General features: G+C 52.7%; 13 protein-coding genes. 10 read left to right on the forward strand and 3 right to left on the reverse strand.

Annotated elements, in window-relative coordinates:
- Positions 1-8: 8 nt before the first annotated feature.
- The 3 genes from ABRP66_RS05830 to ABRP66_RS05840 all read left to right on the forward strand — a co-directional run bounded on the left by ABRP66_RS05830 (position 9) and on the right by ABRP66_RS05840 (position 3,454).
- Positions 9-746 (forward strand): sulfite exporter TauE/SafE family protein, encoded by a 738-nt coding sequence (locus tag ABRP66_RS05830; RefSeq protein WP_349838435.1) that lies wholly within the window; start codon positions 9-11, stop codon positions 744-746.
- Between the two features lie 212 nt (positions 747-958).
- Positions 959-2,296 (forward strand): hypothetical protein, encoded by a 1,338-nt coding sequence (locus ABRP66_RS05835; protein WP_349838436.1) that lies wholly within the window; start codon positions 959-961, stop codon positions 2,294-2,296.
- Positions 2,297-2,299: 3 nt separating this feature from the next.
- The gene (locus tag ABRP66_RS05840; protein ID WP_349838437.1) at positions 2,300-3,454 is read left to right on the forward strand and encodes an aromatic amino acid lyase; all 1,155 of its coding nucleotides are present in this window, start codon (positions 2,300-2,302) and stop codon (positions 3,452-3,454) included.
- Positions 3,455-3,850: 396 nt separating this feature from the next.
- Here ABRP66_RS05840 and ABRP66_RS05845 read toward each other — a convergent pair whose 3' ends face one another.
- Together ABRP66_RS05845 and ABRP66_RS05850 are read right to left on the reverse strand one after the other, a co-directional pair.
- Entirely contained in the window at positions 3,851-5,173 is a 1,323-nt protein-coding gene (locus ABRP66_RS05845) for an MFS transporter (RefSeq protein ID WP_349838438.1), read from the reverse strand.
- A gap of 480 nt (positions 5,174-5,653) precedes the next feature.
- On the reverse strand, positions 5,654-6,925 hold the full coding sequence (locus tag ABRP66_RS05850; protein WP_198010391.1) for a threonine/serine exporter family protein: 1,272 nt from the start codon (positions 6,923-6,925) through the stop codon (positions 5,654-5,656).
- A 537-nt stretch (positions 6,926-7,462) separates the two neighbouring features.
- Here ABRP66_RS05850 and ABRP66_RS05855 point away from each other — a divergent pair.
- From ABRP66_RS05855 to ABRP66_RS05880, 6 genes are all read left to right on the forward strand, one after another.
- The gene (locus tag ABRP66_RS05855) at positions 7,463-8,347 is read left to right on the forward strand and encodes a carbohydrate ABC transporter permease (protein ID WP_284770100.1); all 885 of its coding nucleotides are present in this window, start codon (positions 7,463-7,465) and stop codon (positions 8,345-8,347) included.
- 29 nt (positions 8,348-8,376) lie between these two features.
- A complete protein-coding gene (locus ABRP66_RS05860) occupies positions 8,377-9,222 on the forward strand; it encodes a carbohydrate ABC transporter permease (protein ID WP_284770045.1) in 846 nt (281 codons plus the stop codon).
- Positions 9,223-9,297: 75 nt separating this feature from the next.
- The gene (locus tag ABRP66_RS05865) at positions 9,298-10,611 is read left to right on the forward strand and encodes an ABC transporter substrate-binding protein (RefSeq protein ID WP_349838439.1); all 1,314 of its coding nucleotides are present in this window, start codon (positions 9,298-9,300) and stop codon (positions 10,609-10,611) included.
- Positions 10,612-10,648: 37 nt separating this feature from the next.
- The gene (locus ABRP66_RS05870; protein WP_284770047.1) at positions 10,649-11,743 is read left to right on the forward strand and encodes an ABC transporter ATP-binding protein; all 1,095 of its coding nucleotides are present in this window, start codon (positions 10,649-10,651) and stop codon (positions 11,741-11,743) included.
- A 170-nt stretch (positions 11,744-11,913) separates the two neighbouring features.
- On the forward strand, positions 11,914-12,531 hold the full coding sequence (locus ABRP66_RS05875; protein ID WP_284770048.1) for a zinc metalloprotease: 618 nt from the start codon (positions 11,914-11,916) through the stop codon (positions 12,529-12,531).
- Positions 12,532-12,699: 168 nt separating this feature from the next.
- The gene (locus ABRP66_RS05880) at positions 12,700-14,094 is read left to right on the forward strand and encodes a GntP family permease (RefSeq protein ID WP_284781784.1); all 1,395 of its coding nucleotides are present in this window, start codon (positions 12,700-12,702) and stop codon (positions 14,092-14,094) included.
- Here ABRP66_RS05880 and ABRP66_RS05885 read toward each other — a convergent pair.
- Positions 14,091-14,600 (reverse strand): gluconokinase, encoded by a 510-nt coding sequence (locus tag ABRP66_RS05885; RefSeq protein WP_284781786.1) that lies wholly within the window; start codon positions 14,598-14,600, stop codon positions 14,091-14,093. The two genes, ABRP66_RS05880 and ABRP66_RS05885, sit on opposite strands and share 4 nt — an antisense overlap.
- A gap of 134 nt (positions 14,601-14,734) precedes the next feature.
- Here ABRP66_RS05885 and ABRP66_RS05890 point away from each other — a divergent pair, with 134 nt between their 5' ends.
- Positions 14,735-16,012: a DUF8426 domain-containing protein gene (locus ABRP66_RS05890; protein ID WP_349838440.1), complete on the forward strand. Its 1,278-nt coding sequence runs from the start codon at positions 14,735-14,737 to the stop codon at positions 16,010-16,012.
- Positions 16,013-16,070 lie beyond the last annotated feature (58 nt).

Genomic DNA, 16,070 nt, shown 5'->3' on the forward strand with positions numbered 1-16,070 from the left:
CTTCCATCATGTTCTTGGGAATCTCTTCAGACGCGTGGGTCTACATCTTTATTGGTGTGCTCATTTTGGTCGGCACTATCACTCAGGGCTCGATCGGCTTTGGGCTCGGCACCATCGCCACCCCCATCATCGCGCTCCTGCGCCCGGATTTAGTCCCCACGCTCATTTTGCTCCTCGCGCTGTGCATTTCCATCTATACGCTGGCGCGGACGTACCGCGAAACCTCATGGCGCCTAGTTGGCATATCCGTCATAGCCCGCATTCCTGGCTCGTTTGCCGGCGCGTGGGCGATCGCTTCTCTCTCGCACGATGGCCTTTCCATCTTCATCGGCTGCGCGGTGCTCTTGGCGATGTCCCTCTCCAGCCTCGGCTGGAGCCCCGAGCCCACCAAGCGCAATACCGTCCTGGCCGGGCTTACCTCCGGATTCCTGGGAACCTCTACTTCCATCGGTGGCCCGCCGATGGCGCTGATTATGAAGCGCTTTGACCCACAGCGCACCCGCGGAAGTCTCGCCGGAACCTTTGTGATCGGTACCGTCATGTCCCTTTTCATCCTGGGCTTTAGCGGCCAGGTCACCCAGCCGCAGGTCTATGCCGCAGCGGCGTATAGCCCCTTGATGGTCATCGGCCTGTTCATTGCCAACTACCTCAACCACTTCATCGATACCAAGCGCCTTAACCGCATTGTCACGGTGGTAGCTATTACCGCCGCCCTTGCCCTTATCGGCCAAGTGGTGCTTTCGTGAAAGCACCCCAACTCCACCCATTATGCTTCTAGCGGCGACATACTCTTGCGTAGGAACACTTCCGCTTCGTAGATACTCTAGATGTAAACCAAATACGCGTAAGCGCCTAAGCCGGAAGATGGAAAATTGCGGTCTAGTCAATCACTATCGCACGACTCAAAGACTAAGTGAATCGAGCTGCAATCGTTCATGGCATAAAATAGACTGGAGTAATGGATATTCCCTTCGAACGCCAAGATATGCCACCCCTCAAACTCGGAAAAGAACGGTTCATGCTTGTCGCCCCAGTTCAAAGAGCCGCCGAGGACCAGCCAATTTTATATTCGCCGCCCCAAAACCTCCTCGAACCGGGAAAATTCGTAGAAACAAAAACGCTGCACCAGAATTTCACTGGAAGAAGAAAACAAAATTCTCCCTTCACTTCTTTGGGAAACCCCAAGCATGTTTCCGCACGAAAACTTGAATACCTAGAAAATCAGCGCTACCACGGCTCAAACGATGATGGAACCGAAGGACCAATAGGGTTTAAATTTAAAATTCTGGCCGCCGATATATACAGGCACTTTGAAATGGACTTCATCGTAGCATTCATTGAGCTATCTGAGCCTGCGTTGTCTGACAGAGACGGCTTCCAATATTTTTCCGCCTTCGACATAGCACAATTTGAAGAAGCCACCAGTTACTTAATGAAAGATATATGTAAACTCAACTATGCAGACCATAACCATATAGTTCGCTGGGTCGGAAGAACTCTCATCCTAGGCCAAAATCCCCCTCGGGAAGGCTCAACTTCTATGGACACCGAAAGAGATACAACGGTGCCCAAATCGTGGTTCCAACAAGAAGACAGCGCTACACGAGTAAAATTAGATACGGATGTCACCGTGGAGATAAGCTGGGGAAACAACGTCGCCTGGTCACCCTTGTCCGAGTATAAATTCCAAGATTTACAAAAGAGTGCCGTGTTTGCACAGTATCTGTGGTGTTTTGTAAATGATATTGACACTAAGTCAATCGATCTCCTCCGCAGAGCAGGTCACGTAAAATTGGGGAGGACAGAGCAAGACAAGGCTTTAGAAACTTTAGTAAGGATAAACTATAACCTAGCCGTTGCCTCTATGTTCTTTGAACGCTTGGGAACTGAAGCTAATAGCATCCACCGTGAAGCAGTGTATCATATTCTAGAGGCTTGGGGGTACCGTCAGGTTATAGAAAATATTTCAGCTCGACTATCGCGGTTAGAGAACATTCTGAACGCTAGAGCTGATATCCCGATCAGACGATCTAATAGAGTGATGGAATTTGTCCTTTTCGTCCTATCAGCTACCGGACTCGTATCACTGACACTTTCATTCATTGGCACGGCATACTCAGGAGAAAGCGGCGAGGATGGAGTTCCTTGGTACCCCGACAGTCAAATCATCAATATATTTAGATCATGGAATCTAGATACTATATTAATCATAACTGCGCTAATTTCTATATTTTTAATAATTATTGTAACAAAAAATAGAGGAAGCGCCACCCGGAAAGAAGAAACGGAGAAATAATAAATGTCTATTTATAAACTGAATCAACTATTATCCGCGTTGGATGGGAATTCTATTCCAGAGTGGAAACTATCCTCAGATTTAATCTACAATCACAGAAAAGAAGTCGAACGGTTCATTGACGACGGGGGTTCGGCCTATGGATTTACTACATTTCTCGGGCATTTAGACCGTTTTAGTGTCGAACAAAATACCCAAGACTTGGTACTAGACGCACACTTAGTTGGAAGCCCCGATTCCATCTCCATTCGAAAGATGCGTGCTATAACAGCCATTAAAATTTGCCAGTTAAGTCATGGAAAAAATGGCATTTCATCAAAAACATATTTAGATTTGATTTTACATTTTTCTAAGATGGAATCAGGATCGATAGACTTGCGCGCCTCCTATGGTAGTGGTGATGTGGTACCCGCCTCTTGGTGGGTAAATTCTATTTTTAATGACCACTACTCCTTTGCCGACGGTGATATAATTTCGCTAATAAATGGGCAATTCGTAGCGGCAGGTATAGCACTTTACAATTATAAATCATTCGATGATTTCATTGCCCGTTCGGAAGATTGCCTTAACAAAGCCTCTCAATCAATAAACTTCGGAAACGTTCAAACTTCCGTATCCCTGAGAGACATTTCACCTATTTTAAGGTTTAACCAATTCGCGAAAGAAAGGTTAGCTAACGAACTTTCTAATTCCGCAAACCTACCATCTGGAAACCCTCTATTTCGAAGGTCGGGGGACTCAAGCACCCTCGCTTCCTACTCGAATTCTTCATTCCTAAATTTCGAACTCTCCAATGCAATAGGTTCAGCTATTGAAGCCATAAAAGTAACATCTTCATATCTTCGATCCGCTACTGCCCAAATCTGTTCTGAATTAGAATCGCGAGAAGGTGAGTTGATTCGCGGTGCTTTTTTTGTACAGCCCCCAAAGGTTTCAAAGGCGTACCATGATCAAATTCTTTATTTAACCTCGGCTCCGATTGCTTCATCCCAATCGGAATCTTATTTTATTGAAGACATCAGTGATGGCGCTTTGGTGAGAGCCAACCTACTTGAAGACGTCTTAAAGCTTGCCTCTTCACAGTTAGATCTTTTACTTCAGTCATTAGAAGCCTACGGCAATGGAGCTGGGAAGACATGGCGATTCTACCCAGAATAGTCTTCTCAGAAAATAAGACTTCTAGCCCCAGCCGAGGATTTGTAAAATGTATAGCTTATTCCTGCTCTCGGGCCAACTGGTCTAGCTAGATCTATAGCTTAGAAGTTGCATCTGTTTCGGTCTCATTTTATTAGCTTCATCCCCACAGGAAACTTTCAGTAATTTTCAGCGACCTATCAGATAGATTCCATTGCTGTTCCAGCCATATGCCCCATACTTAAATCATGCGTTTGAGAGAGCGCATACGAGAGAGATAGAGAGAACCCCTCAGTTTCCAGAGGGCGGTGCAAACCGATACATGGAAACACCCTTGTAGAGAGAGACGTCAGCGGCACTCGGAACCGAAAGGAACCGGGTGCCGCTGGCGTTTTACTGGTTCTGGGGGCGGGGTAAGGGCTATGCCACCAGGTCGTTCTTGCGCGGCGCGAAGAGCACGGCGGTACCCGTCACGATTGCAGCGGTCACAAGGTAAAAGGCTGGGGCGAGTTTATTTCCGGTGGTATCAATCAGCCACGTCGCGATCATCGGAGCGGTGCCACCGAAGATGGCATTGGCCGTATTAAACGTCAACGCGAAACCAGACAGGCGCACGTGCGTGGGGAACTGCTCGGAAAGGAAGGAGGGCAAGACGCCATCGTTAAGCGCCAGCACCCCACCCAGGCACACCTGAATGATGATGACAAGCAGGATGCCTGCGCCATCGAGAAGCATGAATGCCGGAATGATGGCAAGGCCCATAAAGAGCGCGGCGCACAGCATGGTGGTGCGCCGACCAAGGCGATCGGACAGCAGGCCTGTCAATAGCGCGAAGCCCACGTAGAACGCGGAGGCCACCGAGGAAGCAATAAACGCCGGGGTTTCTGCCATGCCCAGCTCCTCCGAAAGATAGGTAGGCAGGTAGGTCAAGATGACGTAGAAACCAATCGCGTTGAGCACCGCGCCGGCAAAGGCAATGGCCAGGGCCTTGGGGTATTTCAGCACCTGACGCAGGGGCGAAAGCTCGGTTTCCGCGTGCTTTTCAAAGCGGGTGGATTCCTCCGTGTGGTGGCGAATCCATAGCCCGTACAAGCCCAGCGGCAGCGCCACCAGGAAGGGCACGCGCCAGCCCCAGGAATGCAGGGCATCATCATCAAGCACGCCAGTAAGAAATGCCGCGATGAGCGAGCCCAAGAGCAGCCCGGATGCGGTGGCCGAGGGCACCACCGCAGCATAAATCCCGCGTTTCCCAGGTGGGGCAATCTCAGCCAAGTGCGTGGCGGCGCCGGCGTATTCACCGGCGGCGGAAAAGCCTTGCACCATGCGGCACAGCAGGAGCAATAGCGTGGCGGCAAAGCCGATGGTGGCATACCCAGGCAATAGACCGATGCAGGCGGTCGCCAGCGACATCAGCACGATGGAATAGGTCAACGTGTGGATGCGGCCGTGCCTATCACCAATATGACCCCAGACGATTCCGCCGATGGGGCGCACCAGGAATGACAGCGCGAAGAGCGCAAAGGTCAAAATCAGCGCGCGGCGACCTTCCATTTCTGGGAAGAAGACGCGCGAGATAATCGCGGACATATAGATATAGGCCGCATAATCGAACCACTCAATAAACGTGCCGATGAATGCAGCTTTGATAGCGGAAACGCGCTGTTCGTGTGAAGTACCAGGAACGTCCACGTCCGTTGGGGCAGATTCATCGCTCGCTGGCGGTGGGGCTATCAGAGGAGCCATGCTCCTCACCTCGTTTCTGTTGAGCATCATTCGCAAAAATGGCGCAGCATCATCTGCACCCATAACGACGAGCCTACAGAAATAACTATGGTTTAGATCACCTTTATCTGCTTTTATAGCCTCGCCTATAAGCTTCGCTTGCCGATGCCTCCCTTCCCCACCTAACTCACAGCACTTAGCAGCAACCTTTCAGGCAGATTCCATGGCTGTTCCAGTCACATGCCCCATACTTAAATCATGCGTTTGAGAGAGCGCATACGAGAGAGATAGAGAGAACCCCTCAGTTTCCAGAGGGCGGTGAACACCGATACATGGAAACACCCTTGTAGAGAGAGACGTCAGCGGCACTCGGAACCGAAAGGAACCGGGTGCCGCTGGCGTTTTCCTATCCGTATTTTTGGCAGCCGCATTGCCTAGTGCCTCTGGCCGCCGTCTCTGGCTGCCATTGCGGGTGGCTGCCGCAAAGCCGGGCCACCCGCGCTAGGCGGGCTTCTTTCGTGGGATTTCCTTATCGAAGTCAATGAGCCGCCCCAACGCCCAGTCGCGGTCCGTAAGCAGACGGGCAAATACCATCCCTGCGCCGATGGCGCCTACCACCATCAAGCCGGTGGCCACATTCGCCACCGCCTGATCCATCTGGCCATCATTGAGGTAATAGACCGCGCGGAACATCGTCACCCCGGGGATCATGATGACGGCGGCAGGCACGGTGGTGGTAATGCGCGGCAACCGCGCCTTTTGCGAGGCCACCGCACCCAAGAGTCCGATGATCAGCCCGCCAATAAAAGCCGCAAAGTAGATGGTCGTACCCAGCTCGAGCAGACCCAGGCGCACCGCGTTGGCCACTGTCCCCACGCTTGCGGCCACTAGGACCATGCGGCGCGAGGAATTAAAAAGGAAGGCAAAGCCCGCGATGCCGAAGAAACTGGCGACAGAAGCCAGTAGATACCACCGCGTATCCGGTGCGGGAACCGGCGGATCTGGGCTGAGATCTGTCAGCCAACTGACCATGGAGACGGTAAACGTAGCGGTAAAGATGACCGTAAACGCATACCCTAGCCTGGCGATGCCCGCATCAAAGTCAAAGCGCGCAATATCAATCAGGGCCGAGAACAGCGGGAACCCCGGAATCAAAAAGAGCACCGCCGCTACATAGCCCGAGGAAAGCGAGCTCGGCTCTACCACCCCGGCAAATCCTAGGAGCTCGATGAGGATAAAGAACGTGATGCTAGCTGCCGCGCCACCGGCGATGATCCCGCCAATTTGGTGCACGTGCTGGTGGAGCACCTCATATCGCACGAACTGCCCCACGAATGCGGCCAGCGCCACGAGCCCTACCGCCTGTACCGGAAAGAAGTTCAGGAATGCAAACGCTGCGCACGCGACCGCGGCCGCTGTGGATAGGACCCACACGCTCCAGCGCTTTTTCACGTCACTTTCAATGGAATCGAGCATCCCTGAAAGCTCTTCCGCGGTAATTCCGGAATACAGGTGGTTATGGGTGAGATCCTCCAATGCCTCAATGCGGGAGGCATCGACGGCCGGCGAATGCGTGCGCGCAATCACGGTGCGAAAGGAATCGCCCCGGTGAAAGGTACAGGTAATCTGGGTCAGCCCCACGTTGGCATCCAAGTGATCAAACCCCAGCGCTCGGGCGCTGCGCTTCATGCCGCGCAGCACGCGGTACCCCGATGTGCCAGCCCCCATCAGCATCATTCCGACGCGCAAGACGACGTCAGCTTCCACGCCCATCTGCCGGTGAAAATTCGGATCATACTGCGACGACAAATCTTCCACCTCTACCTCGCGGGAAAGCTGCGATCCAGGCCATTTCTCGGCGGCCATTGCCCCAGCTTCCACCCACATTTTGGCTAATTCTTCTACCCTCCAGACTAGCGCACCGCGTACCTACCCCGTGGCCTTCTTAGCCTCCACTAACTTTCAGGAAAATTTCAGCTTTTTTCAATGTCTATAACAGGGTCTAGCGCCATACTTTCCTTAGCGTTTGAGAGAACGCAAGAGAGATAGAGAGAACCAGCTCCAGCGCCCTGCGGCCCTTTACTGAGGCCCGGGCGCTGGAGTTGTTTTTCCATCGAGTACGCAACAGTCCCCTAGTCTTTACGGGCTCGACGTTTGCAATTCATCAAGAGTTTCCACTATGTGAAACACCCCGTAATCTACGCGGTTTACGTTGACTGGGTGACTCTCAGGGATGACCACGCCGACACTAAGAACGGCATCGCGACTGCCACGGCCACCGGCCCGAGCAACGATAATTCATCGGAGCTCGTGCGAAAGGCTACAAAGAGCCGGCATAAGGAATGGTTGCTGGCTGCCGTACTTTTGGCGCCCAATCTCATCTTGCTGGCCATTTTTACCTACCGGCCGCTGCTGGATAATATTCGGCTTTCCTTTTTTAACTGGAATATTTCTAGTACAAGCTCCACTTTTGTTGGTTTTGATAATTACGTGGAGTGGTTCACGCGTGACGATACAAAGACGATCGTCTTAAATACCGTCATTTTCACCTTTTTCGCGGTCATCGGCTCCATGGTGATTGGGCTCGCGCTTGCGCTTCTTCTCAATCAAAAAATCAGAGGCCGCAACTTTGCACGCTCGGTGGTCTTTGCGCCTTATGCCATCTCCGGTGCCGCGATTGGTATCGCCTTCCAATTCGTATTCGACCCCAACTTCGGATTGATTCAAGAAATCCTTGGGTGGTTTGGCATTAGTTCTCCAAACTTTTACGCCGTGCCTAGCTGGGCGTTGTTCATGGTGACATTCACATTCGTGTGGAAGAACTTGGGATACACGTTTGTCATCTACTTGGCTGCTCTACAAGGCTTAGATAAAGAATTAGACGAAGCTGCCGCCATTGATGGAACTGGGCGTTGGCGCAAATTCTGGTGCGTGACAATGCCACAACTGCGCAATACCGCCTTCTTCCTTTCCATTACGGTACTGCTCAACTCTGTGCAGGTCTTCGACATCATCAACGTCATGACCCGAGGCGGCCCTCAAGGAAACGGCACCCAGACGCTGGTTTTTCAGATTTATAACGAAACCTTTGTCAACTTCCGTGCTGGTTACGGCGCCACTGCTGCGACAATCCTATTCCTCATCCTGCTCGTCGTTACGTTGATTCAGGTCCGCATCATGGATAAGCGCGGTTAACCCACCCTATGGCTGATTCAAATCTTCACATGATCACAGACTCTTCCCTTGTATCAAGGCGTGCCAAGCTCATCGGTGGCTACGTAGGAATTATCCTCGTCCTCCTGCTCGTGGGACTGCCGTTGTTCTGGATCTTAATGACCTCTTTCAAGGCCAGAGGTGATATTTACACCGACCCAGTTAACTGGCTACCGCCGACGTGGGAAACCAAAAACTACGCAGACGCCACAACGCGCGTTCCCTTCTGGACTTACCTGCGCAACTCCGTCTTCATTACCGCGGTCCTATCCGCTATAAAGATTGTGCTTGGTGTCATCTCCGCCTACGCCTTATCTATCCTTCGCTTTCCAGGACGCAATCTAGTCTTCATCGTGGTGATTTCTTCCCTGATGGTCCCTGCAGAAATCACGGTGATTTCCAACTACGCCTTGGTCAATTCCTTGGGATGGCGTAATACCTTTGTCGGCATCATCGTCCCACTGGCTGGTGTTGCATTCGGCACCTTCCTCATGCGCAATCACTTCCTTTCCTTGCCTTATGAGCTTGTGGAAGCTGCTCGCATGGACGGTGCCGGCCCCATTCGCTTGCTCACCAAGGTGCTGCTTCCCGTCTCTTGGCCAACACTGACAGCATTTTCCGTGATCACACTAGTAAACGAATGGAATACCTACTTGTGGCCATTCCTGATGGCGGATACGGAACGGGTTGCTCCCTTGCAGGTGGGTCTAACCATGCTGCAAAACAATGATGGCGTTACTAACTGGGGACCAGTAATGGCAGCAACCGTTCTCACCATTCTTCCAATGGTCGTCATCTTCCTTGGCCTGCAGAAATACATGATTCAAGGTCTCACCACTGGCGCCGTCAAAGGTTAGAAGGCTTCTATCCCTATCACGCTCGCCGTTATCACCCTATCCTTCTCAATCTGACTTCTATATAAGGAGATACCCATGCTTCGCCGTAAGTTTCTCGCGCTAGCTTCCACTGCTTCTACCGCTACATTTCTTGCCGCTTGTGCTGGCACCTCATCTACTAGTTCCCAAGGCAGTAGCGATGGTGGCGAGGTCACGGAATTGACGTGGTGGTCCAACCACCCAGCTTCCTCAAAGGACATCGAAAAAGAAATCATCTCTCGCTTCGAGAAGGAAAACCCTGATATCAAGGTCAACCTTGTTGACGCAGGAAAGAACTACGAGGAAGCAGCACAAAAGTTTAATGCTGCACTCACAGGATCTGATCTTCCAGACATCGTGGTTCTGTCTGATGTGTGGTGGTATAACTTCGCCATCAATGGGCAGATTGCCAATGTTGATGATCTAGCCAAAGAAGCCGATATTGACCTTTCAAGCTATGTCCAACCGCTCTATGAGGACTACAACTACGACGGCGGCCACTTCGCGCTTCCCTTTGCCCGGTCGACTCCCCTGTTCTACTACAACAAGGACGCGTGGAAGAAGGCTGGCTTGCCGGACCGCGGACCAGAGTCTTGGGACGAAATGGATGCGTGGTCTAAAAAGCTCGCCAGCGCTGATTCTAAAATGAAGCCCTTTGGCTGGGGCGATGCCGTCGGCTACTTGGGATGGATTTTCCAAGGCCCCTTGTGGTCTAAGGGCGGCGCCTACTCCGATGAATGGGATTTGAAGTTCACTGATGACAAAACCATCGAGGCTGTGGAATGGCTCAAGGATGTTACCGATAGCAAGAATGGCTATTCCTACATGGGCAATGACATGGCCATGGAATTCGGTACTGGACGCGCTGCAGCCACTGTCCTATCCACAGGCGATCTTGCAGGTATCTCTGATACCGCTGACTTCGAGTTAGGAACCGCATTCCTTCCCAATCCAAAGGGAGACGGCGCTTGCCCCACCGGAGGTGCCGGCCTCGCCATTCCTTCCGGTATTAGCAAGAACCGCCAGTTGGCAGCCATTAAGCTGATTGATTTCATCACGAACGAGGAAAACACCTCGTACTGGTCCCAAAATGTGGGTTATATGCCAGTCCGCTCTTCTGCTGCCGACAACGAAGAACAGAAGAAATTCATGGAAGAGAACCCGAACTTCGAGACTGCTATCAAGCAGCTTCCAGAAACACGCCCACAGGACAACGCCCGTGTATTCCTCCCCGGTGCAGATCAGGAGATTGGTGGTGCCTTCGAGAAGATCGTCACCAACCGCGACGATGTCACCAAGGTGCTCACGGATCTGGAAAAGACTCTGCAGTCCATTTATGACAACCAGGTAAAGCCCGTCATTAACGGCTAATCTTGCCAATTTTCCTTAGTATCTGAAAGGTAACACCATGGCTACTGTCACATTTGATGGAGCAAGCCGCATCTACTCCAAAGACGCGGAGCGCCCCGCAGTTGACCGTCTTAATCTAGATATTTCCGATGGCGAGTTTTTGGTCCTCGTCGGGCCTTCTGGCTGCGGAAAATCCACCAGCCTACGAATGCTCGCGGGCCTTGAGCCGACCGACCGAGGTTCCATTCGGATCGGAGGAAAAGACGTCACTGGAGTCAGCCCATCAGATCGAGACGTAGCCATGGTCTTTCAGAACTACGCCCTGTACCCGAATATGTCGGTCGCGCAGAATATGTCCTTCGCTTTGGAGAACCGGAAAGTACCCAAGGACCAGATTAAGACGCGGGTGCAAGAAGCCGCGAAAATCTTGCAGATGGAGGATCTGCTTGACCGAAAGCCCGCAAATCTTTCAGGTGGCCAGCGCCAGCGCGTAGCGATGGGCCGCGCCATCGTGCGCGAACCAGCTGTATTCTGCATGGACGAGCCATTATCCAACCTAGATGCAAAACTGCGCGTATCCACCCGCGCGCAGATTTCAACTTTGCAACGTCGTCTTGGCACGACCACGGTATACGTAACCCACGACCAGACCGAAGCAATGACCATGGGTGACCGCGTCGCGGTGCTTAATGCAGGTGTCCTACAACAAGTAGATACCACTCGTGAAATCTACGACCGCCCCCAGAACGTCTTCGTTGCCGGCTTCATCGGCTCCCCTGCCATGAATATCTACAACCTCGCGCACACCTCTAGTCAGCTTTCACTTGGATCTACTCGCATCAACTTGGCCAATTACGACTTCGATGGTGCGCAATCCGTTACCGTTGGCGTTCGCCCTGAAGATTGGGTGCACACAGAGGAAGGCGCGGAATTTACCGTTAAGCACGTTGAAGAGCTAGGCAATCAAACCTACCTCTATGGCGACTTGGCAGACTCGGGCGAAAATCTCCAGTCGACGACCCGCATGGGCGGACAAACTGGGATGTTGGTAAGTGCTCGCCGTGATTACACGATTGGTGACACTTTCCGCATTTCCCCAGATCCTGACCGTATCCACCTATTTAGCTCTACTACTGGTGAGCGTCTAAATTAGAGTCGACAAAGCGAAGCTAACAATGTAAATTTTTATTTTGCCCGGTGTAGCAAAAATTGATTGTTACTCGCTTGCCTGAGGCATCCACGCAATTCTGTTTCCCGCGGATATTGCTAAGGCCAACTGCACTCCACGAACGATAAAGCCAATCGAAAGGTAACTAACTGCCGATGCGCTCTCTGAAGAAGATATCTGTCACCGCCCTTGCCACCACCGCCATTCTCGGCACTATCGCCGCGCCGGCCGCGAACGCAAAGAGCGACCCAGTACGTTCCATCATCGATCCTGGAACCTGCAAGGCCATCACCAAGCTGGCTAACGAGGGCAAGCCGGTTCCAGATCCTTCTATCCTCCACGATGAGGACTCTGTGAAACCTTATTTCAGCGATGGCGTACTAAAGTACAAAGTGGCGGATAACTTCCCATACCGCAAGCAGCTGGACGCCGCCGTTGCCGAGTGGAACGAGGCTCTCGAGGGAAAAGCCTCCCTTAAGGAAGTAAAGCCTTCCGAAGCTGATGATGACACCATTTCCATCATCTACAATCCGGATCCCCGCGGCTACGTCCAAGGCTCGGCTTACCCAGATCACAAGTTGGTGTCCATCAAGATGCCCAACGCCACCTACCCTGAGGCGCTCCAAGGCACCATTGCTCACGAGCTAGGCCACATGATGGGCGCGGGACATTCCTGCGCCGGCGCACTTATGGCAGGTTCCAACCAGAACCCGATCTCCTATCACGTAACCCCGCTCGATGCGGCCGCCATCATCCAAGGTCAGTTCGACTAAGCACGCCTCGGCTTCTCCCCTGGTCCTTCACTGGAACCAGGGGATTTTTATATGCCCAGTTTCGGGGCGGTGGATAAGCCACGTTGGGGAAATGTGGGCATCGGCTAGCAGAGCTACTGCTAACGTTGCCCGTATTCAAAGGTTTGCACAAGAAAAGGAGCCTTCTCTATGGAGACGTGGGAACCCACATTGTCCACTGGTCCGCTGCTAGGGATTGCGGTCGCTGCAATCGCTGTGATTTTGGTGCTGGTTATATATTTCAAGCTCCACGCTTTTCTCACTCTGCTGGTGGTCTCCGCGCTGACAGCACTTGCAGCTGGCATACCGCTCGAAGGCATTGTCCCTACGATGACGGAAAGTTTCAGCTCGACCCTTGGCTCGGTGGCGCTTCTGGTGGGACTCGGCGCCATGATCGGCCGGCTCGTGGAAGCTTCCGGCGGTGCTCAGTCGCTTGCCGATGCCATGGTTCGCCGCTTTGGCGAAAATAAAGCACCCCTTGCACTCGGCATTGCCTCGCTGATTATGGGCTTTCCTATCTTCTTCGACGCTGGTCTTATCGTGATGCTGCCAGTTATCTTTGCCGTCGCCCGCCGCTTGAATGGCCCAGTCCTTGCTTTTGGCCTGCCAGCCGCCGGCGCATTTTCTGTCATGCACGTCTACCTGCCACCGCACCCCGGTCCTGTCGCCGCCAGTGAATTCTACGGCGCCGATCTCGGCCTGGTGCTGCTCGTCGGCCTGCTGTTGGCCCTGCCTACCTGGTATATCTCTGGCTACCGCTTTGGACTTTATGCCGGCAAGAAGTTCCCATTCAAGGTCACCGATGCCATCGCCGGGCCTGTCCTTGAAAAGGAAGAACAACCCTTAAAACCAGCCTCTGCCGCCACGGTGATTTCCATCCTGCTCATCCCGATGGTGCTTATCTTCTTCAATACCGGACTCAATGCCCTAGCTTCCTACGGCACCATCGATGCTGATGCCACGTGGGTCAGGTTCTTCGTCATGCTCGGCCAAACTCCAATCGCACTGCTGATTACGGTTCTTATCGCGCTGGTAGTCCTCGGCCTGCGCCGCGGCGTGGAAAAGACGGCGCTGGAAAAGCTCGTTGACTCCTCGCTTGGACCTATCTGTTCCGTCGTGCTCATCACCGGCGCGGGCGGCATGTTCGGCGGCGTGCTTCGCACCTCAGGTATTGGCGATGCGCTTGCCGATTCCCTCTCCGGCCTCGGCATCCCCGTCATCCTGGCCTGCTACCTCATCGCCGTAGCCCTCCGCCTGGCACAAGGTTCAGCCACCGTCGCACTCACCACTGCTGCTGCCCTGATGGTCCCCGCCGTGGAAGCTGGCGGTTTCAACGAACTCCAACTCGCGCTCATCGTTGTGGCCACCGCAGCCGGTTCTGTCTTTGGCTCCCACGTCAACGATTCCGGCTTCTGGCTCGTCGGCCGCCTAATGGGCATGGATACCGTGACAACTCTGAAGACATGGACCGTCAACCAGATGCTTATCTCCGTCATCGGCTTCGCACTCGTCCTAGTCCTCTACGGCGCGGCTGCAGTCTTTTAAGCGCCGGTCTTTATCCAAGCAGCAGCGTCTTCTGCAATATCTTCCGCTGGCCGCGTCACATCGAAGACGCGGCCAGTTTCGTCCTCTTCCAGCGGCTCCAAGGTGTCGAACTGCGACTGCAACAACGACGCTGGCATGAAGTGTCCCGGCCGGTGTTGCATCCGCTCATACAACACATCAAAGTCACCATGTACGTGCACAAACGCCACGCCTGGGCAGTACTTTCTAATCAGATCTCGATACTTTCGCTTCAACGCGCTGCACCCCACCATCGCACCTTCTGGCCTATCCGCCAGCCACTGACCAATCTGTTTTAGCCACGGCTCCCGGTCCTCATCATTCAGCGGCGTTCCCGCGGCCATCTTGTCGATATTCGCCTGCGTGTGCATATCATCGCCGTCGCGGTACTCTAGCCCGACCAGCGGCGACAGGGCCTCCCCCACCGTTGTCTTGCCAGAGCCAGAGACTCCCATGACGACGACGTGACGGAATTTGTTCTGGTCCATGGTGGCTCCTTGGGTTGGGGTTCTTTCTCTCGATTTTATCCCCGGCGGTTTCCAATTGAGCTACATCCGTACCGAGTGAATCGTTCTCCTACTATCATGAAAACGTCCCTGCTTTAACTTCTAAGGATGCTTTGATGAGTGACCCACAGCAAACCTTTTCTTGGAGAACCGTTCTTCCCATCGTCTTAGAAACGATGCGGGACGCGACACTGGTCTCTTATCCCGAGATTTTTGAACGCGTTCAAAAAATTGCTGAAGTGGACTTTCCAGAGCAAGCTCACCGGCAGCTCAAAAATAGAACCGCTGTGGAAGACCGGACGCGGTGGGCGGTATTCCACGCAAGAGAGATTGGCTTTGTCACTTCCTCTAAACCGGGTTCCTTTTCCTTGACCGCTGAGGGGGCCACTTGGCTTGCCTCCAACCCGTATCCCTTAAGCAAAGACCAAATTCGAGAACTCGGAAAACTTACTTCCAAAACAAATAAGCCACAAGCAGACGATACAGGCCCGCAAGAACAAGTTCCTGAAGAATCCAGTGCGGATTTTTTCTGGGTACTGCGCGCCGGAAGCAATGGCGAACGCGAAAAGCAAGCATTAGCGTCCAACCAAGGTCTTCCCGGCATGGACTACGGCCCAGAGGTAAACCAGCAGGATAGTCTGGATGCCATCAAAGCCTCAATGGTTCGAGAGCACCCAGATCTCAAGGCACAAACGGCTACCAGCTACGCGTCTCAGCTCAATCGATTTAAAAACGAGATGCAGATAGGCGACTTAGTTCTGATGCCTAGCAAATTGCACCAAGGACGAGTTTATTTCGGCTGTGTCTCCGGCAACTACGAATACCACCCAAATGATCCGAAGGATTTACGGCATGTTCGACCAATCAACTGGTCCAGCGATTTCTTCAACCGTGATGACCTAGGACTTGACCTTCAACGTTCTCTGGGTTCACTGCTTACTATTTGTCAGATTTCTCGAAATCATGCCTATGACCGTGTGGAATCAGTCATCCAGGGCATGGGAGATCCTGAATTTTTCTCTGAGACTCCATTATCCCCGTCATTTGATTGGCCGGATTTTTTCGAAGAATTCGCCACTAAGCTACTCGCCTTCAAAGACAACCGCGCTGAGCTACTGGAAAAGCTAAAAGAAACCGCTGAAATTTCAGGACGCCCGCTTCGGTTCAAGCATCTATGGAAATGGTCCATCGACGATGCAGAAGTGCCAGCTACTGACATGGATCCGTTTACTATCCTCGGAGTGGCAAACCGTCAGATTTCGGTGTCTAACAAACGGGCTATTTGCCAAGCCTTCAAAGCGGTTTTCGGAATTGAAGCCCCAGCACCAACAGATTTTTCTGGACTACCCCAACTAAATAACCTGCGCTCGTGTTTTGCGGTTACCCTCGAGTAGTGGACACCCTATTAGTACGGATCTTGTGTCCGTAGGAGAGGATGTTCATTGTGAGTTC

Origin of the sequence: Corynebacterium sp. KPL2680, from assembly GCF_040225675.1 — a bacterium.
GTDB classification, from domain to species: Bacteria; Actinomycetota; Actinomycetes; order Mycobacteriales; family Mycobacteriaceae; genus Corynebacterium; species Corynebacterium rhinophilum.